Annotated in this window: 21 protein-coding genes; 11 read left to right on the forward strand and 10 right to left on the reverse strand. The window is 66.6% G+C overall.

Annotation, left to right across the window (positions count from 1 at the left end; genetic code table 11):
- The 3 genes from GL284_RS21335 to GL284_RS13650 form a co-directional block, all read right to left on the reverse strand.
- On the reverse strand, positions 1 to 741 hold a 741-nt coding region (locus tag GL284_RS21335), incomplete at its 3' end, for a hypothetical protein (protein ID WP_196217075.1).
- A gap of 26 nt (positions 742 to 767) precedes the next feature.
- A complete protein-coding gene (locus tag GL284_RS13645; RefSeq protein WP_155045188.1) occupies positions 768 to 2,165 on the reverse strand; it encodes a TolC family outer membrane protein in 1,398 nt (465 codons plus the stop codon).
- A gap of 22 nt (positions 2,166 to 2,187) precedes the next feature.
- Entirely contained in the window at positions 2,188 to 2,841 is a 654-nt protein-coding gene (locus GL284_RS13650) for a protein-L-isoaspartate O-methyltransferase family protein (protein WP_155045189.1), read from the reverse strand.
- Positions 2,842 to 2,952: 111 nt separating this feature from the next.
- On the opposite strand from GL284_RS13650, the gene GL284_RS13655 reads away from it, so the two are divergent.
- Positions 2,953 to 3,645: a fumarylacetoacetate hydrolase family protein gene (locus tag GL284_RS13655; protein ID WP_155045190.1), complete on the forward strand. Its 693-nt coding sequence runs from the start codon at positions 2,953 to 2,955 to the stop codon at positions 3,643 to 3,645.
- A gap of 21 nt (positions 3,646 to 3,666) precedes the next feature.
- Here the strand turns inward: GL284_RS13655 and GL284_RS13660 are convergent, their stop codons facing one another.
- Together GL284_RS13660 and GL284_RS13665 are read right to left on the reverse strand one after the other, a co-directional pair.
- On the reverse strand, positions 3,667 to 4,095 hold the full coding sequence (locus GL284_RS13660; protein ID WP_155045191.1) for a PaaI family thioesterase: 429 nt from the start codon (positions 4,093 to 4,095) through the stop codon (positions 3,667 to 3,669).
- A gap of 69 nt (positions 4,096 to 4,164) precedes the next feature.
- On the reverse strand, positions 4,165 to 5,184 hold the full coding sequence (locus GL284_RS13665) for a zinc-binding metallopeptidase family protein (RefSeq protein ID WP_155045192.1): 1,020 nt from the start codon (positions 5,182 to 5,184) through the stop codon (positions 4,165 to 4,167).
- A 104-nt stretch (positions 5,185 to 5,288) separates the two neighbouring features.
- On the opposite strand from GL284_RS13665, the gene GL284_RS13670 reads away from it, so the two are divergent.
- From GL284_RS13670 to GL284_RS13680, 3 genes are all read left to right on the forward strand, one after another.
- Positions 5,289 to 6,122 (forward strand): aldo/keto reductase, encoded by an 834-nt coding sequence (locus GL284_RS13670; RefSeq protein ID WP_155045193.1) that lies wholly within the window; start codon positions 5,289 to 5,291, stop codon positions 6,120 to 6,122.
- Positions 6,123 to 6,213: 91 nt separating this feature from the next.
- Entirely contained in the window at positions 6,214 to 6,666 is a 453-nt protein-coding gene (locus tag GL284_RS13675) for an RbsD/FucU family protein (RefSeq protein ID WP_155045194.1), read from the forward strand.
- Positions 6,667 to 6,729: 63 nt separating this feature from the next.
- Positions 6,730 to 7,479: an SDR family oxidoreductase gene (locus GL284_RS13680; RefSeq protein WP_155045195.1), complete on the forward strand. Its 750-nt coding sequence runs from the start codon at positions 6,730 to 6,732 to the stop codon at positions 7,477 to 7,479.
- A 3-nt stretch (positions 7,480 to 7,482) separates the two neighbouring features.
- Here GL284_RS13680 and GL284_RS13685 read toward each other — a convergent pair whose 3' ends face one another.
- From GL284_RS13685 to GL284_RS13705, 5 genes are all read right to left on the reverse strand, one after another.
- Positions 7,483 to 7,821, reverse strand: a complete 339-nt coding sequence (locus GL284_RS13685; RefSeq protein WP_230383066.1) for a hypothetical protein — start codon at positions 7,819 to 7,821, stop codon at positions 7,483 to 7,485.
- A 97-nt stretch (positions 7,822 to 7,918) separates the two neighbouring features.
- The gene (selD, locus tag GL284_RS13690; protein ID WP_155045196.1) at positions 7,919 to 8,959 is read right to left on the reverse strand and encodes a selenide, water dikinase SelD; all 1,041 of its coding nucleotides are present in this window, start codon (positions 8,957 to 8,959) and stop codon (positions 7,919 to 7,921) included.
- Complete coding sequence (locus tag GL284_RS13695; protein ID WP_155045197.1) at positions 8,956 to 12,057, reverse strand: efflux RND transporter permease subunit; 3,102 nt, start codon at positions 12,055 to 12,057, stop codon at positions 8,956 to 8,958. Before GL284_RS13695 ends, selD begins: the two co-directional genes overlap by 4 nt.
- A complete protein-coding gene (locus tag GL284_RS13700; RefSeq protein ID WP_155045198.1) occupies positions 12,057 to 13,253 on the reverse strand; it encodes an efflux RND transporter periplasmic adaptor subunit in 1,197 nt (398 codons plus the stop codon). Before GL284_RS13700 ends, GL284_RS13695 begins: the two co-directional genes overlap by 1 nt.
- A 113-nt stretch (positions 13,254 to 13,366) precedes the next feature.
- A complete protein-coding gene (locus GL284_RS13705) occupies positions 13,367 to 13,540 on the reverse strand; it encodes a DUF1674 domain-containing protein (RefSeq protein WP_155045199.1) in 174 nt (57 codons plus the stop codon).
- Positions 13,541 to 13,594: 54 nt separating this feature from the next.
- Here GL284_RS13705 and GL284_RS13710 point away from each other — a divergent pair, with 54 nt between their 5' ends.
- From GL284_RS13710 to GL284_RS13740, 7 genes are all read left to right on the forward strand, one after another.
- Positions 13,595 to 14,890, forward strand: a complete 1,296-nt coding sequence (locus GL284_RS13710; RefSeq protein WP_155045200.1) for an RsmB/NOP family class I SAM-dependent RNA methyltransferase — start codon at positions 13,595 to 13,597, stop codon at positions 14,888 to 14,890.
- 33 nt (positions 14,891 to 14,923) lie between these two features.
- A complete protein-coding gene (locus GL284_RS13715) occupies positions 14,924 to 16,570 on the forward strand; it encodes a heparinase II/III family protein (protein WP_155045201.1) in 1,647 nt (548 codons plus the stop codon).
- 42 nt (positions 16,571 to 16,612) lie between these two features.
- Positions 16,613 to 18,202 carry a bifunctional phosphoribosylaminoimidazolecarboxamide formyltransferase/IMP cyclohydrolase gene (gene purH, locus GL284_RS13720; RefSeq protein ID WP_155045202.1) on the forward strand — a complete coding sequence of 530 codons (1,590 nt, stop codon included), beginning with the start codon at positions 16,613 to 16,615 and terminating at the stop codon, positions 18,200 to 18,202.
- Entirely contained in the window at positions 18,202 to 18,909 is a 708-nt protein-coding gene (gene lspA, locus GL284_RS13725; RefSeq protein WP_155045203.1) for a signal peptidase II, read from the forward strand. Before purH ends, lspA begins: the two co-directional genes overlap by 1 nt.
- Positions 18,910 to 18,943: 34 nt before the next feature.
- Entirely contained in the window at positions 18,944 to 19,504 is a 561-nt protein-coding gene (locus tag GL284_RS13730) for a DUF3035 domain-containing protein (RefSeq protein ID WP_155045227.1), read from the forward strand.
- Between the two features lie 117 nt (positions 19,505 to 19,621).
- Positions 19,622 to 21,007 (forward strand): M16 family metallopeptidase, encoded by a 1,386-nt coding sequence (locus tag GL284_RS13735; protein ID WP_155045228.1) that lies wholly within the window; start codon positions 19,622 to 19,624, stop codon positions 21,005 to 21,007.
- Entirely contained in the window at positions 21,004 to 22,317 is a 1,314-nt protein-coding gene (locus GL284_RS13740; protein WP_155045204.1) for a M16 family metallopeptidase, read from the forward strand. Before GL284_RS13735 ends, GL284_RS13740 begins: the two co-directional genes overlap by 4 nt.
- The last annotated feature ends 44 nt before the right edge of the window (positions 22,318 to 22,361 follow it).

Genomic DNA, 22,361 nt, shown 5'->3' on the forward strand with positions numbered 1-22,361 from the left:
GACCTCAGCGACCTCAGCGACCTCAGCGACCTCAGCGACCTCAGCGACCTCAGCGACCTCAGCGACCTCAGCGACCTCAGCGACCTCAGCGACCTCAGCGACCTCAGCGACCTCAGCGACCTCAGCGGCGATGGTGGCCTTGGGCTGGCTGGAGATGCTTTTCGCTTGGGCCTTGGGCGCGACCGGGCCGATGAACGGGTCCGCGTTGTGCTGTGCGGGTGCGGGCAAGGCGGTCATTGCGGTTGCGGCCATGATAGGCAGATCGGGCCGTGTCGCGATCATCCGTGCCAAGGCGGCCTCGGCTTCGGCGAACTCGGCCTCTTCCTCGGCGGTCAGGACCGGCTCGGGGGCGTCGATCACCGGCGATGCGGCCACCGTCGCCCGCACCAGATCGGCCATCGAGGTCAGGTTCGGCATCGCTGCGGGCCAGTCGGCGATCATCGTGGGCTGCCACGTCATCGAGGATGCAGCAAGCGCGTCGGTCTGGCAGGTATTCGTGCGGGTCGGGGCATCGGGGACAAGTTGCAAATGCGGCTGCACCGGCACCAGATCGGACTGACCCAGCACCAAGGGCGCATCAGGCTTGGGACCGCTGGTCAGGGGGGGGATGTCGCGGACAGGGCGACCAGGCAGTTGCCGGCCCTTTTCGTCCTGTGCGATCAGGCGGCGGATCGAGGCCAGCACATCGCTGACCACGCCGTCGGAAGCGCCGGGGTCCGGGCGCATCATGTCAGGCTGCATGATGCACCTGCACGATGGGGGCGCGGTCAGTCCTTGCCGATGGCGCGCAGCACGCGGTCAAGGCTTTCGCCTTGTCTGCTGGTGAAGGGGGCGTCTTGCACTGCATTGTAATAGGCCGATGGGTCATAGGTCGGGATCCCCAGTTTCAGGTTTTCTACCGTCAACAGACCCATAGCCGAGAGAAGTTGATAATGTGCTAATTGCAGATTGGCTTCCGCCGTAATTTTGTTCGCGCGGGCCTCCAGCAGCGATTGTTCGGCATCCAGCACGTCCAATGTGGTGCGCGCGCCCAGCGTCGCTTCCTCGCGCACGCCGTTATAGGCCTGCTGCGCGGCGGCGATCTGTTCGTCGATGGCGCCGATCTGGGCGCGGGCCACATCGATTCCCGCCCAGGCATTGCCCACGGCCTCATCGACCTGCCGCGAGGTGTTCAGCAGCGCCGACCGCGCCGAATCGCGCTGCGCCATGGCTTTGCGATGCGCGGATGGCAAACGACCGCCGGAATAGATCGTCTGGGACAGGTCCACCCCGATCGAGCCGCCTTCGACCGTCGACGTCTGGCCGAACCCGTTGACCGAGCGGCTGCGCTCACGCGAGATGCCTGCGGTGCCGGTCAGCGTCGGGTTGCGCTCGGCTGCGGCGGCGGCCACGCCCAGTTCGGCGGCGGCAGCTTCGCGGCGGGCCTGCTGGATCAGCGGATGCGTGTTGCGGCCGATATCGCGCGCGGCGACCAGCGTGGCGGGCAGTTTCGGCGTCGGCGGCGGCGGCGACAGGTTCACCGGCGGCTTGCCGGTCGCGGTGCGGAAGCTTTCGCGGGCGATCTGCAAATCGCCCTCGGCGGTGGCCAGATTGGCGCGGGCCTCGGCCAGTGCCGCATCGGCCTGCGCCACGTCGGTCTGGGTGATCTCACCGACCTCGAAACGGTCAGTGGCGGCGCGTTGTTCCTGCCCGATCACCCGGACCGAGTTTTCCTGCAGATCGACCTGCTCCATCGCCGACCGCACGTTCAGATAGGACTGGACCGCGCCCAGCAGCACGTCCTGTTCCACCCCGACCAGCGCGGCACGGGTCGCCAGAACGCTTTCCTTGGCGATGTCGATGGCGATGGCGTTGCGGCCCCAATCGTACAGCGTCATCTGCGCCTGCAGACCGATGCTGGCCGAATAGCCGTCGATGCCCTCGACATTCTGATAGGTATAGCCCGCCACCCATTGCAGCACGGGCCGCAAGGCCGCGATAGCCGAGGCGGCGTCTTCGTCGGCGGCCCGCAGCACGGCGCGGTTCTGTTCCAGCAGCGCCGAATGGCGATAGGCCGCAACCAGCGTATCGGCCAGCGTTTCGGCATGGGCGGGCAGGGCCGCGCCTCCGGCCAGCAACGCCGCCAGAAGCGGCCCTTGCAGGTTCTTCAGCGTCTTGCGCAGCATGGCCTGTCCCCTTGCGTTATCGTTACAGCGCGAAACCGCGAGCCTTGGTGAAGCCCGGCAGCACCGGCGCATTGGCATTGAAGACGAAGCGCCAGTTGATGCGGCCATCGACCTTGCGGCCGATCTTGGCGATGCCAAGATTGCCCTCGCGGAAGATGGCGATGACGCGGCCGCCGTCGCGCAGCTGATCGGCCAGCGCGTCGGGCATGGCCTCGATCGCGCCTTCGATCAGCATGGCATCATAGGGGGCCTGACTTTTGCAGCCCTCGGCCATCGCGCCCTCGACGACCACGACATTGAAGATGTCCTGCGCAGCCAGCCGGGTCTGGGCTTCGGCGGCCATGGCCGCGTCTTGCTCGACCGCGACGACGGCTTCGGCGATGCACGAGATGACGGCGGCGGTATAGCCGTAGCCCGCGCCGACCGTCAGCACCAGATCCGAGGATTGCAGCTCCAGCGCCTCAAGCATCTTGCCCAGGTTGCGCGGCTCCAGCAGCACGCGGTCGCGGGCAATGGCGATGTCGTCGCCGGCATAGGCGGTGTCGCGGCGGGCGTCGGGCACGAATTGTTCGCGCGCGATGGCCAGCATCGCGTCGATGACGGGGTAGCTGGTCACGTCATTGGGGCGGACCTGGGTATCGACCATCATGGTGCGACGCTGGGCGAAATCGGTCATTCTGCGAACCCTGCTTTCGGTTGCTTTCACGTCCTATTGCCACGAAAAATCCGGGCGGGCAACGTGGCATGGGAATTGCCGCGCGCCTGCGGTCATGACAGAATCCCGGCCATGAGCGATTTCACATTCCCCCCGCCGCCGCCTGCCAGCCTGCCGGTCCTTGACCGCGACACGCGCTTTCCCGTCAACCGCATCTTCTGCGTGGGCCGCAATTACGCCGCCCATGCCGCCGAGATGGGCAGCGAAGTGGACCGCGAAGCGCCGTTCTATTTCATCAAATCGGCGCAGGCCGTGGCGCAAAGCGGCGATGTGCTGCCCTATCCGCCCGGCACGCAGGACCTGCATCACGAAATCGAGATGGTGGTGGCCATCGGCGCGCCCGGCTTCCGAGTGGCCAAGGCGGACGCGCTGTCGCTGGTCTGGGGCTATGGCTCTGGGCTGGACATGACGCGGCGTGACATTCAGGCCAAGGCCAAGGCCAAGCAGCGCCCATGGGACCTCAGCAAGAATTTTGAAGGCTCCGCCGTTCTGTCGCCCCTTGTTGCCGCCTCAGGCCCCTTGGGCGACCGGCGCATCAGCCTGACGGTCAATGGCGAGCAGCGGCAGGAGGCCCCGCTGTCCGACATGGTCTGGACGGTCGAGGAACTGATCGCGGACCTGTCGCAATACTATCACCTGCAACCGGGCGATCTGATCATGACCGGCACCCCGGCAGGTGTCAGCGCCGTCGGCCCCGGCGATGTGCTGGAAGGCGGGGTCGAAGGTCTGCCGCCTGTGCAACTGACCCTCGGCAACCCGGAATAGGCTGCGATCCCCGCGAATGCGTCAGGCGCCGGTCGCAGGCGCCTGCCACTCCATCACCATCTGGGTCTGCGTGACAATGGCGGCGGTCTTGCCGTCGCCGCGCGTGATCGTGGTCTGCCAGATCTGGGTCTTGCGGCCCTTGTGCAGCGGAATGCTGCGCCCGGTCGCCACGTCGCCGATTCGCACCGGGCGCAGGAAATTCGTCTTGCTTTCGATGGTGGTCGTGGCCTCGCCCTTGCCAAGATTCACCATCGTGCCGATGCCGCCCAGCGTGTCGGCAAAGGCCATGATGGCCCCGCCATGCAGCACGCCGTTCACATTGGAAAGTTCGGCGGTGGCGGGCATTTCGGCCTGCACCTCATCCGGCTCGGCCGAGATCAGGCGGATGCCCAGCCGCCGCGCCAGATGCGGGCGGTCGGGATCCAGTTCCAGCTTGTCATAGATCGTCATGGCATGTCCATTTTTGCGGCCATGCTGCGTTGCGGCCCGGCCAAGGTCAAGCCGGGCCGCCCTTCGGGGCTATTGCGCCATCTGCGGCGGGGCCGTGTCGGCCTGAGGCTGTTGCTGCTCGGGCACCATCAGGCCGCCGCGCGACAGCCATTCATGCGCAAAGCGCAGTTTGCGCCGCGTCATGTCGGTCAGCACGAAGGGATAGACATCGGGATTGTCCAGCGCCCGGTTGATTTCATTCACCGCCAGCGCCACGGCGATGGCGACGGTCAGAAGATGTTCGCCGTCCTGATCGGCATAGGCGTCATAACCGGGTGCCGGAATGTCCGGCCCCGTCAGCCCGGTCGCCATCAGGCTGTCGGTCATGTCGGTCAGGTGCAGCACATGCGCCGAAGTTTCGGCCCAGTCCTCATGCGGGTGCATGGTGGCGTATTCGGTGATGTAATCCTGTCCCGGATCCTTGGGATGCGCGTAATGCTGCTTCAGCGCGTCGCCGTAATCGGCGCGCTCATCGCCGAACAATTCGCGGAACTGCGGCAGGAAACCCGGCAGGGGCGACAGCCGCTCGAACAGGAAATGCGAGATCTCGTGCCGCATATGCCCCACCATCGAGCGGTACAGCTCACCCAGCTGCTCCTTGCGCATGACGCGGGTGGCATCGTCGGCCTCGACCACGTTGATGGTGATGACGCCATCGGCATGGCCCATTGTGACATGGACCTCATCCTGCGCCACATGCTCGGACAGCATCTTGAAGATCGGGCGCGGGCCACTGTCGGCATTGGTGAACCAGCCCCAGCGCGCCAGATTGGCCAGCACCCAGCGCTTCGCGGCCTCACTGTCGGCCAGAAGCTTCTGGTTGCCCTCGACCGACAGATCGGGGATGGTCTCGGTCATCGCGCAGGACCGGCACAGGCCGTTCGTCTCGGCCATCCAGTTGCAACCAAGATCCGTCAGGTTGGAACACGGCGTGACGTTGGCGGCGAACCGGCCTGCTTCGGGGTCGAATACCAAAGGTGCGCCGCAGGCGCATACGGTGTTGTGAAAATAGACACGTTGTCCGCAGACGGGGCATTCAAGACGCTGCATGTTCGGTCGCTCTTTCTCATGAGGTCACTTGGTGGGCATCATTAACTTTGGTGACAGGCCGGCATCCGCCCGGCCGGATGGCGGGCCGCAGCAAGGATGAAAGCATGATCCCACGCATCAAACTTCCCGATGGTGAAACGGTTCCGACGCTGGGGCAGGGGACATGGATGATGGCCGAGAAACCGGCCCGCCGACGCGACGAAATCGCGGCCCTGCGCCGGGGGCTGGACCTTGGCATGACGCTGATCGACACCGCCGAGATGTATGCCGAAGGCGAGGCCGAACTGCTGGTGGCCGAGGCGATCTCGGGGCGGCGCGATCAGGTCTTTCTGGTCAGCAAGGCCTATCCCTGGCACGGCTCGGCATCCCAGCTGCCCTTGGCCTGCGCGCGCAGCCTGAAGCGTCTGGGGACCGACCGGATCGACCTTTACCTGCTGCATTGGCGCGGCGATGTGCCCTTGGCCGAAACCGTGGCGGCGATGGAAAAGCTGCGCGATTCCGGCCATATCAGGCATTGGGGCGTCAGCAATTTCGACACCGCCGACATGGCCGAACTGATCGAGGCGGGCGGCTGGCGCTGCGCGGTGAACCAGATCCTTTACAACCTGACCCGGCGCGGCCCGGAATGGGATCTGCTGCCATGGATGGCGCAGCGCGGCATTCCCGCCATGGCCTATAGCCCGGTCGAACAGGGCCGGCTGGCGGGGCATCCGGGGCTGGCGCGCATGGGGGCGCAGCTTGGCCTTACCGCGGCGCAGCTTGCCTTGGCATGGGTGCTGAACCGCTCGGACATGATCGCGATCCCGAAAGCCGCCGATCCCGAACATGTGACCGCCAACCTGCGCGCGGTCGAACTGGGCCTGACCCCATCGGTCGTGGATGAGCTTGACCGGCTGTTCGCGCCGCCCGACCATGCCCGCCCGCTGGAAATGATATGACCGCCTCGGCCATTGACGCCGCGACGAACTGGGCCTTTCTTGGCGCAAGACGCAAAACCCCCGGCAAGGGGGACAAGAACCGAGGTGGGCCATGCTCAGAGGAATCGATCCGCGCATTTCGCCGGAACTGCTTTATGTACTTGCCCAGATGGGGCATGGCGACGATCTGGCGATCGTCGACCGGAATTTCCCGGCGGCGGCACTGGCCCGGCATCTGCCCTGCAAGCAGGTGCTGCAGATCGGCGCAAGGCTGCAGGGGGCGGTGCAGCTGGTGACCAGCCTCATGCCGCTGGATACGTTCGTGCCTGCGGCGGCGACGACGATGCAGGTGGTCGACAATCCCGAACTGGTCCCCGAACCCGTGGCCGAGATCATCCCGCTGATCGAAAAGGCCGGATCTGATCTGCAATCCGTGGACCGCTTCGGCTTTTACGACCTGACGCGCTCCAGCTTTGCGATCCTTCAGACCATCGACACCCGGCCCTATGGCAATGTCATCCTGAAAAAAGGCGTTCTGCCGGTTTTGGCCGCGACCCCGCAATAAGCCATTGCAAACCTGTCAGGGCCGGGCAAACCTGCCGCCGAAATCTTGCAGGAGGGGAGCATCATGGCAGGGCAGGGTCGTCTGGACGGGAAGCGCATTCTGATCACGGCAGCAGGGCAGGGCATCGGTCGCGCCACCGCGCTGGCCTGTGCCGCCGAAGGCGCGCAGGTGATCGCGACGGATCTTCGCGCCGAATTGCTGGACGGGCTGGACGGCATGCGCACCGAGCTTCTGGACGTGACCGATGCCGATGCGATTGCCCGGCTTGCGGCCGATCTGGGGGATCTGGACGGCATCTTCAACTGCGCGGGTGTGGTGCATGGCGGCACCGTGCTTGACATCGACGATGCCGACTGGGCCTTTGCCTTCGATCTGAACGTGACGGCGATGATGCGGATGATCCGCGCGTTTTTGCCCGGAATGCTCAGCCGCGCGCAGCAGTCGGGCTCGGTCTCTATCGTGAACATGGCGTCGATGGCCAGCTCGCTCAAGGGCTTTCCGAACCGCACGACCTATGGCGCCAGCAAGGCCGCCGTCATCGGGCTGACCAAGGGCGTGGCCGCGGATTTCGTCAAACAGGGCGTGCGCTGCAATGCGCTCTGCCCCGGTACGGTCGACACGCCCAGCCTGCGCGGCCGCATCGCATCGGCGGCCGATCCCGTTCAGGCGGAAAAGGACTTCATCGCGCGCCAACCCATGGGACGGCTTGCCACGGTCGAGGACATCGCCCCGATGGTGGTCTATCTGCTCTCGGATGACAGCCGCTTCGTCACCGGTCAGGCGATGCTGGTCGATGGCGGCGTGACGATCTGATCTTCAGCAGGTGGCTGGCGCGGGTTCGGGCTGGCCACGCAGATCCAGACCACGCGCGGTCGGCGGCTGCCATGTATTGGTGTGCTGACTTCCGCCCGAGGGGTTGGTGCCGATATGCGACCCGCCCGTGCCGCCGCTCCACCCGGTCGAGCCGGAATTCGACGGCGCGGTGGCATCGGCTCCAGCAACATCCTTGGTCGCAGGCTCGGCCAGTTGCTGACATTCGGGCGATTTCAGGGTGTCAGCCTTGGTGGCCTCGGCCTTGGGCGCATCCTGCGCCGATACGGGCAGAGCACCCAGCATCAACGCGGCACAAAGCGGCAAAATGGCGCGATACATCATGGGCAGGGCTCCTGAACAAGGCGCCAGCCCAACGCAAGGCCGGATCAGGGGTTCCCCCTCAGGCCATCCTTGTTTTCCAAATACCCACAAAGCCGCGCTATTCGACGGCGATGCCCGCGCCATCCTCGGCCTGACCGATGATTGCAGCCAAGGGAAAGCCCGCCGCACGGATCTGGCCCAGAACCTCATCGGCGGCATCCGGCGCGCAAGCGATCAGCAGCCCGCCCGAGGTCTGCGGATCGGTCAGCAGCGCACGCTGCCAGTCGGGCATGTCACCCTGCACGCGCACCTCATGGCCGTAGGCGGCCCAGTTGCGGGTCGATGCGCCGGTAAAGAACCCGGCCCGCGCCAGTTCCGCCGCCTGCCCCAGCAGGGGCAGGTCGGCAAGGCGCAGCCGCAGCCCAAGGCCCGATCCGCGCGCGATCTCCAGCCCGTGACCCAGAATCCCGAAGCCGGTCACGTCGGTGATGGCATGCACGTCAGCGCGTTTCGCCAGATCCATGCCGACCCGGTTCAACGTGGTGGCCGATGCCACCATCTCGGCCAGACCAGCGCTGTCCAGCGCGCCCTTCTTGATGGCGGCGGAATAGATGCCGACGCCCAGCCCCTTGGTCAGGATCAGCGCGTCGCCCGCCCGCGCATCGGCATTGCGGCGCAACTCCTGCGGATGGCACAGCCCGATCACCGCCAGCCCATAGATCGGCTCGGGCGCGTCGATGGAATGGCCGCCCGCCACGGGAATGCCCGCCTCGGCGCAGATCTCGCGCCCACCGGCCAGTATCTCGCGGATCTGCGCAGCGGGCAGCTTGTCGATGGGCATGCCCAGGATCGCCAGCGCCATGATCGGGCGTCCGCCCATGGCATAGATGTCCGAAATCGCGTTCGTCGCGGCGATGCGGCCGAAATCCCGCGGATCGTCCACCATCGGCATGAAGAAATCCGTCGTGGCGATCACGCAGGTCTGGTCATCGACTTGATAGACCGCCGCATCGTCCGAGGTCTCGGTCCCCACAAGCAGCTGCGGAAAGGCCTGCGCCATGGGCTGATCCGCCAGCAAGTCGCGCAGCACCGAGGGCGCCAGCTTGCAGCCGCAGCCGCCACCATGCGCCAGTGAGGTCAGTCTGGGTTGGATGTTCATCTTTTCCTCGACAGCCGTTCCGTCATGTTCAGGACCGTAACGTAGAAGCCCGGAACCATGAAGATGCCAAGGAAGGTCGCGGCGATCATTCCGCCCATCACCCCGATCCCGATCGAATTCTGCGCCCCCGCCCCGGCCCCCTTGGCGATGGCCAGAGGCAGCACGCCAAGGATGAAGGCCAGCGAGGTCATCAGGATCGGACGCAGCCGCAGCCGCGCGGCCTCGACGGCGGCCTCGACCGTGCTGCGGCCCTTTTGCTGCAATTCGCGGGCGAATTCGACGATCAGGATGGCGTTCTTGGCGGCGAGCCCGATGGTCGTCAGGATCCCCACCTTGAAATAGACATCATTCGACTGCCCGAAGGTCAGCGAGGCGATGACCGCACCCAGCACGCCCACCGGCACGGCCAGCATGACCGAAAACGGGATCGACCAGCTTTCGTAAAGCGCCGCCAGCGACAGAAACACCACCAGCGCCGACAGGGCGAACAGCAGCGGCGCCTGATTGCCCGCCTGCCGTTCCTGATACGACAGTTCGGTCCACGCGATCTGATAGCCGCCGGGCAGATTGGCCACCATCTCCTCCATCGCGTCCATGGCCTGCCCCGAGCTTTGGCCGGGCGCGGGTTCGCCCTCGAACTCGATGGCGTCGATGCCGTCGATGCGGGACAATTGCGGCTCGACCGGCTCCCAGCGGGTGGTCATGAAGGCGCTGAAGGGCACCATCTCATCGCCGGAATTGCGGGCATACCAGCGGTCCACATCCTCGGGCTGCATCCGGTTCTGGGCCTGCCCCTGCACGATGACCGGGCGCAATTGCGCACCAAGGGCAAAGTCGTTCACCTCGGTCCCGGCAAAGATCGTCGACAGCATCGAATTGACCGCAGGCACCGAGACGCCGAAGCTTTCCGCCTTCTGCTGGTCGATGTCGATGCGCAGCGCGGCCTCGTCCTCGGAATTGCCGTTTTCGACGTTCTGCACGCGTGCGTCATCGCTGGCGGTCAGTTCAAGCTGATCGGCGGCCTCGGCCAGCGCCTGCATGCCGCCCGCCGACTGATCCATGATATACATGGTAAAGCCGGAACTGTTGCCCAGCCGCGGGATCGCCGGGGGCTGCATGAAGAAGATCCGCCCCGCCCGATGATCCGAGAAATGCCTGTTGGCGCGCTGCGCCACCGCCCGCGCCGACAATTCGGCATCGCTGCGCTGGTCGAAATCGCGCAGCTTCACAAAGATCTGCGCCCGGTTCTGCGCCGTTCCGCCATAGCCAAAGCCCATCGCGACAAAGACCGATTCCACGGCGGCCTTTTCGTCGTTCAGCATGTATTCCTCGATTTCCTGCACGACGGCCGCGGTCTGCTGCGCGGTCGAGCCTTCGGTCAGGGTGATGCGCGATTGCAGCACGCCCTGATCCTCGGTCGGAATGAAGGTGGTGGTCATGCGGCCGAACAGATCCGCCGCGCCCCAGCTGATCCCCGCCAGCACAAGCAGCACCAGAAACGGCCGGCGCAGCGTGCGCCGCACCGTCGCTGAATAGCCCTGCGTCATGCGGTCGAACCAGCGATTGAACAGCCGCGCGGGCGCAAAGCGCACCGGGCCGTGGCTGGGGCGCAGCATGCTGGCGCACATCGCGGGCGTCAGCACCAGCGCGACCAGCAGCGACAGCACCATCGCGGTGATGATCGTCACCGAAAACTGCCGGTAGATCACCCCGGTCGAGCCGGGCATGAACCCCATGGGCAGAAACACCGCCGACAGAACCAGCGCGATGCCGATCAGCGCGCCGCTGATCTGGCCCATGGATTTCTCGGTCGCCTCGACGGGGCCAAGCCCGTCCTCATGCATGACGCGCTCGACGTTTTCCACGACGACGATGGCGTCATCGACCAGAAGCCCGATGGCCAGCACCATGGCAAACATCGTCAGCGTATTGATCGAATATCCCAGCGCCGCCAGCATCCCGAACGTGCCCAGCAGCACGACCGGAATGGCGATCAGCGGGATCAGCGTGGCACGCCAGTTCTGCAAAAAGATCAGGATGACCAGAAAGACCAGCACCACGGCTTCCAAAAGCGTGTGATAGACCTTCTTGATCGACAGTTCGACAAAGGGCGCGGTGTCATAGGCGATGTGGATTTCCACCCCATCGGGCAGGGCGTTCTTCAGGCTCTCCAGCGTGGTGCGCACGCCTTCTGCCGTTTCCACCGCATTCGCGCCGGTCGCAAGGTTCACCCCGAAGCCCGAGGCATTCAGCCCGTTGAAGCGGGAATCGCGGCCATAGGTGGTCTGGCCGATCTGCACCTCGGCCACGTCGCCAAGGCGCACGGCGGCGCCGTCATCACCGGTCTTCAGCAGGATATTGCGGAAATCATCGACCGAGGTCAGCTGGCTTTGCGCCGTCACCGTGGCCGTGAACTGCTGGCCTGCGACCACCGGCTGACTGCCCAGATCGCCGACAGAGACGGTGCTGTTCTGGTTCTCGACCGCGCTGGTGATATCGGTGGGCGTCAGCTGGAACTGCGCCAGCCGCAAGGGATCCATCCAGATCCGCATCGCATAGCCCGAGCCGAAGACGTTCACGCCGCCCACGCCCTCGGTGCGCTTGACCGGGCCTTCGACGACCTGCTCCAGCAGGTTGCCCAGTTCGATGGTGGAATGCTGCCCCGTGGTCGAAACCAGCGCGCCCACCATCAGGATCGAGGATGAGGATCGCGTGACCGACACGCCATCGTTCTGCACCGGCGAGGGCAGGCGGTTTTCGACCGAGCGGACCTTGGACTGCACCTCGTTCAGCGCATCCACCGGGTCCACGCTGTCGTCAAAGGTCAGCGTGATGACGCTGCGCCCCGTCGAGGCCGACGAGACCGTGTAAAGCAGCCCCTCAAGGCCGGTCAGCGCGTCCTCGATGGGGGTGGTCACGGAATTCTGCACCGCCTGCGCCGTCGCACCCGAGTAATTGGCCTGAATGCGGATCGTGGTGGGCGCGATGTCGGGATATTGCGACACCGGCAGCGTGGTCAGCGAAAACGCCCCGATCAGCATGGTGAGGATCGCCAGCACCCAGGCAAAGACCGGGCGGTGGATAAAGAACCGTGCCATCAGTTGCCGCCCTCGGCGGCGGGTTCGCCTTCGGATGCGGCGGCTTCGGGTGCGGCGTCGCGCACCACGCCCTGATCGTCGATCTGGACCGGGACGGTCGTGACCTCGGCCCCGGCGCGCAGATCGTCCAGCCCGTCAAGGATCAGTTGTTCGCCGGGATTGATGCCCTGCGTGACGACCCAGTTGTTGCGATAGGTGCCCTGTTCGCTCAGCGTGATCTGCTGGGCCTTGCCGTCCCGCACGACAAAGGCGGTCAGCGTGCCGTTGGCAGAGCGTTTCGTGGCGCGCTGCGGCACCAGAACCGCCCGCGTCGTGCCCAGCGTCATTTCCACGCGCAGGAACTGGCCGGGCAGGATCAGCCCTTCGGGATTGTCGAATTGCAGGCGGATCGGCACGGTTCCGGTCGTCGGAGACACGGCGATGCCGGGGCTGACCATGCGGCCATTGCCCTGATACTGCTCGCCGGTTTCCAGCGTCAGCCGGGTCTGCACCGCGCCGTTCTGGATCAGTTGCCCGGCGCTGACCTGCGCGCGGTTGCGCAGGATCCGGGCCGAGGATTCGCTGACATCGACATAGATCGGGTCAAGCTGGGTGATGGTCGTCAGCACATCCGACTGGCCCGCCGTGACCAGATCCCCGACCGAGACCTGCGCCACATCGGCCATGCCGTCGATGGGGCTGACGATGCGCGTGCGGTCCAGCGAAAGCTGCGCGGCGTCGCGTTCGGCGCGGGCGGCGGCCAGATCGGCTTCGGCCTGTTTCAGCGCCACCTCGGCATTGGCGCGGTCGACGGCGGACACGCCCGAGCCCTCCAGCCGGCGATAGCGGGTCACGGTGTTCTGCGCCTGCGTCAGGCTGGCTTCGGCCCCGGCGACCCGCGCCTCGGCGGCGGCAAGGGCTGCGGCCAGCGTTTCGGGGTCGATGCGGAACAACACATCGCCGGTCTTGACCGGGGTTGCGGGGTCATAGACCGTCTCAAGGATCTCACCGCCGACCTGCGGGCGGATGCCGGTCTGCTGAAAGGCGATGGCGCGGCCGGGCAGGGTGACGGTGTAGGGCACGTCCTGTTCGGCGGTTTCCATGATGCCGACCTGCCGGGGGCCGTCCTGCCCATGTTGCTGCGCAACGGCAGGGGCGGACAGACCGACGATCAGCAAAAGGGCCAGTGCGGCCGGATTCACGCGACCAAATTTCATCTGCCGATCCTTGCGGTTGGGTATCAGGCCTGTTCTAGCCCGGAAATCCCAACAGTGGGTAAACGACAGTCAACCGCGCGATCACGGATTCGCCAGCCCGCGTGAGCGGGGCGTCAGAAATCGACGCAGATGCCCTTCTTTTCGTAATCGCCATAGCGCACGGGTTCCGGGCCGTCGCGCCCGCCCAGCTCGACCGGCAGGTCCAGCGCCTTGGCGGCCTTGCGGCGTTCCTCGGCCTCGGCCAGTGCCCTTTGGGCGGCGGGGGGCAGATCCTTGCGGTCGGTCATGGCGATTTTCCCTGCTTCGCGCTAGATCGGTCCAATCTAGGCAAGGGGACGCATTTGGACAAGACGCGCGGCAATGATCGGGGCGGGGAACGTGGTGGCGAACGTGGCGATGGGGCAAGGCTGGGCGCGCTGCGCCTGCTGGCCGCCGTCGAGGATGGCGCGACGCTGGATGAGGCGGGCGCGCTGAACGATGCGCTTCCCCCTGCGGCCCGCGCCCGTGCCCGCCGCCTGGCGCTGGAGGTGCTGCGCCGCACCCAGCGCGCCGATGCGCTGCTGGCGCCATTCCTGCAACGCAAGCCCCGGCCCGATGTGCAGCGCATCCTGCGCCTTGCCACCGTCGAGATGCTGGCCCTTGGCGAAGCGCCGCATGGCGCGGTCGATGCCGCCGTGCGCATCTGCCGCAGCATGGGCGGCAAGGGACAGGCCGCAGCGGGCATGGTGAATGCGGTGCTGCGCAAGGTCTCGGCCGCGTCCGAGCCTTGGGCGAAACTGCCGCCGCAGATGATGCCGCACTGGCTGCGTCAGCCCGTCGTGCATGCATGGGGCCGCGACGTGACCCGCGCCATCGAGGCCGCGCATGAGGCGGGCGCGCCTCTGGACCTGACTCCAAAGCGGGGCGACGCGCCGGGTCAGGCGCTGCCGACCGGATCATTCCGGCAGGATGCCGGGGCGCAGGTCTCGGCGCTGCCGGGCTATGAGACGGGCGACTGGTGGGTGCAGGATGCCGCTGCCGCGCTGGCCGTGCGCGTGCTGGATCCGCAACCGGACGAGCGCATCGCCGATATCTGTGCAGCACCGGGCGGCAAGACGCTGCAACTGGCGGCCGCCGGGGCCACGGTCACGGCGGTCGATATTTCGCAGGCGCGGCTGGCGCGTGTGGCCGAAAACCTGAACCGCTGCGGGCTGTCGGCCACGCTGGTCGCGGGCGATGCCTTGCAGTATCGCCCCGAGTCCTTGCTGGACGCGGTGCTGCTGGACGCGCCCTGTTCGGCCACCGGCACGCTGCGCCGCCACCCGGAACTGCCGCTGATCCGCGACGGCGCGGCCATTGCGGAACTGGTTGATCTGCAAGCGAAACTTATCGACCACGCGCTGTCCCTGCTGAAGCCCGGCGGGCGGCTGGTCTTTGCCACCTGCTCGCTTCTGCCGGCCGAGGGCGAGGATCAGCTCGAGGCCGCGCTGGCCCGTCATCCGGGCTTGCATGTCGAACCCGCCAAGGCCCCCGGCATCGAGCCGGAGTGGCTGACGGATCGCGGCGCCTTGCGGTTGCGCCCGGACCTGTGGCCGGAACGCGGCGGCATGGACGGCTTTTTCATCGCACGCTTGCGGAAAAGCCTTGCCGAGTCCTAAGCTTGCGGCGTTTCCAGCGATTTGCGGACGCCCATGAACGAAACGCCCAGCCCTCGCGGCTTTTTGCGCCGTCCCGAACCCAAGGCCATCGGCCATCAGGGGCGAGGCGAACAGATCGTCGCAGGGGAATTGCCCATCGGCGGTCTGATCCTGACGGGCGATATCTTTGCGGATGACCTGCCCGCTTCGATCGCGGCCGAACTGCATGGCTTTGGCTGGCTGGACGATCTGGCGGCGGTCGGATCGCCCAAAGCGCGTTCGGTGGCCCAGCATCACGTCCTGCACTGGCTGCGGCGGCATCGCATCCCGCATGGCGACGCGCCGGAATGGGCGCCCGCCATCGCGGGGCGGCGCGTGCTGCACTGGATCTTTCACGCGGGGATGATCCTGCCGGGGCTGGATCGCGACGCGACCGAGCCTTACTTCCGCGCCCTTGACCAGCATCTGACCCATCTGCGCGCGACATGGTTCGACACGCCCGACGGCCTGCCCCGCCTTGAGGCGCTGGCGGGCCTTGCCATCGGCGCGATGTCGCTGCGCGACCGTCAGGCCGTGGCGCAGCCCGCGCTGATCGCGCTGGCCGAGGAAGCCGATGCCATGGGCGTGGCCACCCTGTCGGAATCCCGCGCGCCCGAAACCCTGCTGGAGGCGATGGCCCTGCTGGTCTGGGCGCAGGAAACCGCCGATGAGGCAGGCCAGCCCTCGCCGCCCGAATTGCGGGCGATCATCGCCGAAATCGCGCCGATCCTGCGCGCGCTGCGCCATGCCGATGGCGGGCTGCCCTGTTTCCATGGCGGCGGGCGCGGCGCGGCGGGACGGCTGGATCGCTGCCTGCGCGCCGCCGAAGGCGCGGCCCTGCCCGCGCATGGGCTGGCGATGGGGTTTGCGCGCATGGCGCGGCAACGCTCGACGCTGATTCTGGACGCGGCACCGCCGCCCGGCGGGCCTGCGGCGATCCGCGCCCATGCCTCGACCCTTGGGATGGAATTCACCGTGGCGCGCCAGCCGCTGATCGTGAATTGCGGCCCCGGCGACGGCTTCGGCCCGCTGTGGTCCAAGGCCGCGCGCGCCACCCCCAGCCATTCGGCGCTGTGCCTTGAGGGGCTGTCCTCGTCGCGGCTGAACGCCAATCGCGCCACCGGAGAGCCGGACATCCTGACCGAGCGTCCCGCGCTGGTCTGGGCGGGCGATTGCGATGCCCTGGGCAATCTGACGCCGCCCGATTGCGGCCCGGCCCATTCGCCCGAACCCGCGCATCTGCTGGCGGGCCATGACGGCTGGCTGGACAGCCACGGCCTGACGCAACTGCGCGAATTGTGGCTTTCCCCCGATGGCGGCACGCTTCAGGGCGAGGATTCGCTGGCGGCGCTGGATGCCAGCGCGCAGGCGCGGCTGGACCATCTGCGCCCCGCCGAAGGGCTGGCATTCGACATCCGCTTTCACCTGCATCCCGATGTGAAGGCCGCGCATCAGGGTGACGAAATCCGCCTGACGCTGCACGGCGGCGAGGAATGGCGGTTCACCCATGACGGCGTGGCGCAGCTGTCGCTGGAACCCAGTTGCCTTTTGGATCGCGGGCTGGCTGACCCGCGCCCGGCGCGCCAGATCGTGCTTTGCGCACGTTTGCAGGGCCGCGCGGTGCAGATCGGCTGGACCTTCGCGCGATCCGGCGTTAGGTGACGGGGCAAAATCTGCCATCCATCGCACGGGGCCCCAAGACCGATGACCGACCGCATTCCGCTGAAGCGCGCGCTGATTTCCGTTTCCGACAAGACCGGCCTTCTGGACTTCGCCCGCGCCCTTTCGGCTCGGGGCGTCGAGATCCTGTCGACCGGCGGCACCGCCAAGGCGCTGCGCGAGGCGGGGCTGACCGTCAAGGACGTGGCCGAGGTCACGGGCTTTCCCGAAATGATGGATGGCCGCGTCAAGACGCTGCACCCGGTCGTGCATGGTGGCCTGCTGGCGCTGCGCGACAATGACGAACACATGGCCGCCGCCAGCGCGCATGGCATCGACATGATCGACCTGCTGGTCGTCAACCTGTATCCGTTCGAGGAAACCGTCGCCAAGGGCGCGGGCTATGACGATTGCATCGAGAATATCGACATCGGCGGCCCGGCGATGATCCGCGCGGCCTCGAAGAACCATGCCTTCGTGACGGTCGTGGTGGACGTTCAGGACTATGCCGCCGTGCTGGCGGAACTGGACGCAGGCGACGACACCACCAGCTTTGCCTTCCGTCAGCGTCAGGCGCAGATCGCCTATGCCCGGACGGCTGCCTATGATGCGGCGGTCTCGGCCTGGATGGCGGATGCCATCGGCGACGCCACGCCGCGCCGCCGCGCCTTTGCGGGCGTTCTGGCCCAGCCGCTGCGCTATGGCGAAAACCCGCACCAGTCGGCCGCCTTCTACAAGGACGGCTCGGACCGTCCGGGCGTGGCCACGGCCCGGCAATGGCAGGGCAAAGAGCTGTCCTATAACAACATCAACGACACCGATGCCGCGTTCGAGCTGGTGGCCGAGTTCGACCCCGCCGAGGGCCCTGCCGTCGCCATCATCAAGCACGCCAATCCCTGCGGCGTGGCGCGTGGCGACAGCGCGGCCGATGCTTACCGGCGCGCCTTCGATTGCGACCGCACCTCGGCTTTCGGTGGCATCATCGCGCTGAACACCACGCTGGACGGTGAAACCGCGCAGGCCATCAGCGAGATCTTTACCGAAGTCGTCATTGCCCCCGACGCCACCGATGAGGCGAAGGCCGTCTTTGCCGCCAAGAAGAACCTGCGCCTGCTGACCACCGGCGGTCTGCCCGATCCGGCGGCGGCGGGGCTGGCCTTCCGTCAGGTGGCGGGCGGCTTTCTGGTGCAGGGCCGCGACAATGGCCGCGTGCTGCGCGCCGATCTGAAGGTCGTGACCCAGCGCCAGCCCACCGCTGCGGAACTGGACGATCTGCTGTTTGCATGGACCGTCGCCAAGCACGTCAAGTCGAACGCCATCGTCTATGCCAAGGACATGGCCACCGTCGGCATCGGCGCGGGCCAGATGAGCCGCGTGGACAGCACCCGCATCGGCAAGCGCAAATCCGAAGACATGGCCGAGGTGCTGGGCCTGCCGCAGGCGCTGACCATCGGCTCGTCCGTGTCCTCTGACGCCTTCTTCCCCTTTGCCGACGGGATCGAGGCATTGGCCGAAGCCGGCGCCAAGGCGGTGATCCAGCCCGGCGGCTCGATGCGGGACGCCGAGGTGATCGAGGCCGCCGACCGTCTGGGTCTGGCGATGGTCTTTACCGGCCAGCGGCATTTCCGGCACTGATGGCGGACACGGCGACCCCCAAGGCCCGCAAGGCCCCGGCAAAGCGGCGCGTCAAGGCGCCGCCGCCTCCGTCCGTGTGGAAGAATGTCGGCGGCATGGCGGCTGCCATCTTTCTGCTGGATCAGGCGCTGAAATATGTGGTCGTGCATGTGCTGGATCTGGACCGCGTGCGCGAAATCGACGTTCTGGACCCGTGGCTGAACCTGCGCATGGCGTGGAATCAGGGGATGAATTTCGGCCTGTTCGCCAGCGATGTGGACACCACGCGCTGGGTGCTGATCGCCATCGCCTTTGCCGTCTGCCTGTGGGTGGCGATCTGGGTCGGGCGCGCCAAGCCCCGCCGCTTTGCCCAGCTTTCGGCGGGCATGCTGATCGGCGGCGCCCTGGGCAATGTCGTCGACCGCTTTCTGTATGGCGCGGTCGCGGATTTTCTGAACATGTCGCTGCCGGGCTGGCAGAACCCGTTCAGCTTCAACGTGGCCGATATCGCGATCTTTCTGGGCGCGATCGGACTGGTGCTGATGCCGCCCGAAAAGAAGCCCGAGCCCAAGAAACGCCGCGCTCCGGCCAAGCCGCGCGCGTCGAAACCTGCGGCAACGGTTGCGGCTGCCACGTCAGGGCCGGATCATGACGCCGAACAGGCCGAGTTTCTGCTGGAAGATCCCGCCCCCTCGACAAGGCGTGACGGGAACGGCAAGACAAGCTAAGGAGAGGGGCCGGAAGAAGATGAGGGACGGACCGATGCGGGCGATTGCGCTGACCACGACCATGCTGCTGCTTGCCGCGTGCAGCACCGATCCGCATCTGATGAACGTCTCTGCCGGCAGTTCCGGGCCGGATGAATTCGGCATCGTGCCGACCAAGCCGCTGACCATGCCCACCGATCTGAACGCGCTGCCGACGCCGACGCCGGGCGGCGGCAATATCACCGACCCGACGCCCAAGGCCGATGCGGTCGCCGCACTTGGCGGCAATCCCGCGCAATTGTCGGCGCAGGGCGTGGGTGCGGCGGATGGTGCGCTTCTGGCCTATACCTCGCGTCTGGGCCGCGATCCGGGCATCCGCCAGATCACCGCGCAAGAGGATCTGGAATGGCGCTCGCGCAATTCGCGCCGCGCGCTGGAAATTCTGGCCCGCACCAATGTCTATTACCGTGCCTATGAGCCGATGACGCTGGACAGCTGGGCCGAGGCCGAGCGGTGGCGCCCGACCGGCGTGCGCCTGCCCGCCGCGCCGCCGCGCGACGCGGCGGGGCAGGACGCCCCCGCGCGCGCCGATCAGGCCGACCGCCTGCCCGATTGATCCGAGCTCGCGCCCGATCACGCTTCGCTGAGACGGTGCGTGAGCGGGCGGGGCGGGCTTGCGCCCCCGCGCGGGCCGGGTCAAGGTTTCGGCGCGACCCGGAACCGGAGCATGTCCATGAAGATCATCGCCCGCCTTGCGCCCCTTGCGCTGGCGCTGGCCGCGTCCCCCGCGCTGGCCGAAATGCCCAAGGGCATCAGCCATTTCAAACTGGATAACGGGCTTGAGGCCGTGGTGATCGAAGATCACCGCGCCCCGGTCGTCGTGCAGATGGTGTGGTACAAGATCGGCGCCGCCGATGAGATGCCGGGAAAATCCGGCATTGCGCATTATCTGGAACATCTGATGTTCAAGGGCACCGACAAGCTGGCGCCGGGCGAGCTGTCCAAGACCGTGACCGCCAATGGCGGCATGGACAACGCCTTTACCAGCTATGATTACACCGCCTATTTCCAGCGCATCGCCGCCGACCGCCTGCCTTTGGTCATGGAGATGGAATCCGACCGGATGGCCAACCTGAAGATCGGCGAGGATGACTGGCAGGCCGAACGGCAGGTCGTGCTGGAAGAACGCTCGCAGCGCACCGACAGCGATCCCTCGGCGCAGTTTTCCGAAGAACGCAGCGCGGTGCAGTTCTATAACCATCCCTATGGTCGCCCGGTCATCGGCTGGCGGCAAGAGATGGAGGGCCTGACCCGCGACGACGCGATTGCGTGGTATGATGCGCATTATGCCCCGAACGACGCGGTGCTGATCATCGCGGGCGACGTGACGCCGGACCGCGCGCGCGAACTGGCCGAGACCTATTACGGCCCGATCCCCGCCAAGCCCGACAGCACCCGCAAGGCGCGCCCGCAAGAGCCCGAGCAGCGCTCGGCCCGCCGGATGGAGCGATCCGATCCCCGCGTGCCCATGCCGGTGATGATCCGGTCGACCATCGCGCCGGAACGCAATGCCGGCGATCAGAAAACCGCCGCCGCGCTGTCGGTGCTGGCCGAGATGCTGGCCGGGTCCAGCCAGACATCGGTGCTGGCGCGCGATCTGGTGCTGCCCGGCAAGGCGCTTTACGTCGATGCCGGCTATGACGGGCTGTCGGTCGATCCGACGACCTTTGCGATTTCGCTGGTTCCCGGTCCGGGCGTCAGCAATGCCGATGCCGAAGCGGCGCTGGATGCCGCCTTGCAGAAGTTTCTGACCGACGGTCCCGATCCGGCGCAGCTGGAACGGGTCAAGACGCAGATCCAGGCCTCGCGCATCTATGCACAGGATTCAGCGCATGGCCGCGCCTATGACTATGGGCAGGGGCTGTCTGTCGGCCTGACCGTGCAGGATGTGAACGACTGGCCCGATATTCTTGAGGCCGTGACCGCCGATGACATCCGCGCCGCAGCCAAGCTGGTTCTGGACAGCCGCGCCACCGTGACCGGCTGGCTGCTGCCCGAAGGCACGCCTGAACCCGGTGCCGCCCAACCCGTCGCTGCCCAATCGGGGGACGTTCAATGATCCGCGCTTTTGCCACTTTCGTCTTTGTCGCGCTGGCCGCGCTTCCTGCGCGGGCCATCGACATCCAGCAGGTCACTTCTCCGGGCGGGATCAAGGCATGGCTGGTCGAGGATCATTCGATCCCCTTCACCGCGCTGTCCCTAATGTTCAAGGGCGGGGCCAGCCTTGACGCGCCGGAAAAGCGCGGCGCGATCAATCTGATGACTGCCCTGCTTGAAGAAGGCGCGGGCGAGATGAATTCGGTCCAGTTCGCTGAAGCGGTCGAGGGTCTGGGCGCCTCGGCCCGGTTCAATGTCGGCGATGACGCGCTGACCGTGACCGCGCGGGCCTTGACCGACAATCGCGATCAGGCCGCCGATCTGCTGCGCGCGGCGCTGACCGAACCCCGCTTCGATCCCGATGCGGTCGAGCGCGTGCGCGCGCAGGTGCAGTCGGTCATCAAATCCGAGGCGACCGATCCGCAATCCATCGCCACCAAGGAACTGGCGAAGCTGGCTTGGGGCGACCATCCCTATGCGACCTCGATCAACGGGACCGAGGCATCGGTGGCGGCCTTGACGCGCGACGATCTGATCGACGCCAAGAACCGTGTGCTGGCGCGGGACCGCGTGGTCGTCGCGGCCTCGGGCGATATCGACGCCGAGCAGTTGGGGGCGCTTTTGGACAAGGTGCTGGGCGGCTTGCCCGAAACCGGCAGCGCGCCCTTGCCGCAGCCTGCGCAGTTGCAGCTGAAGGGTGGCGTGTCGGTGATCGACTGGGACAGCCCGCAGACGGTGGTCAGTTTCGCCCAGCCCGGTCTGCCGATGGACGATCCGGATTATTTCGCGGCCTTCGTGGCCGACCATATTCTGGGCGGCGGCGGGTTTTCCTCGCGCCTGATGGACCAGATCCGGGAAAAGCGCGGGCTGACCTATGGTGTGGGCACGGGGCTGGCGAATGGGGTCTATGGCCAGACATGGCAGGGCGGCATGGCCAGCGCCAATGACAAGGTGGCCGAGGCGGTGGGTCTGATCCGCAGCGAATGGGACCGCTTTGCCAAGGACGGTGTGACCGACAAGGAACTGACCGATGCCAAGACCTATCTGACCGGGGAATATCCGCTGCGCTTCGATGGCAATGGCAAGATCGCCGGGATCCTTGCCGGGATGCAGCTGATCGGCCTGCCCGCCGATTATGTCAACACGCGCAATTCCAGGATCGAGGCGGTGACGGCTGCGGATGTGCAGCGCGTGTCGCAGCGTCTGCTGCATTCCGACCAGATCCGCTTCGTGCTGGTCGGGCGGCCCGAGGGGGTCGAGGCCAGCGACTGACGGCACGGGCGGCATGAGTATTTGGAGAACGAAGAAATCCATCC

Origin of the sequence: Paracoccus shanxieyensis (assembly GCF_009711265.1) — a bacterium.
GTDB lineage: Bacteria > Pseudomonadota > Alphaproteobacteria > Rhodobacterales > Rhodobacteraceae > Paracoccus > Paracoccus shanxieyensis.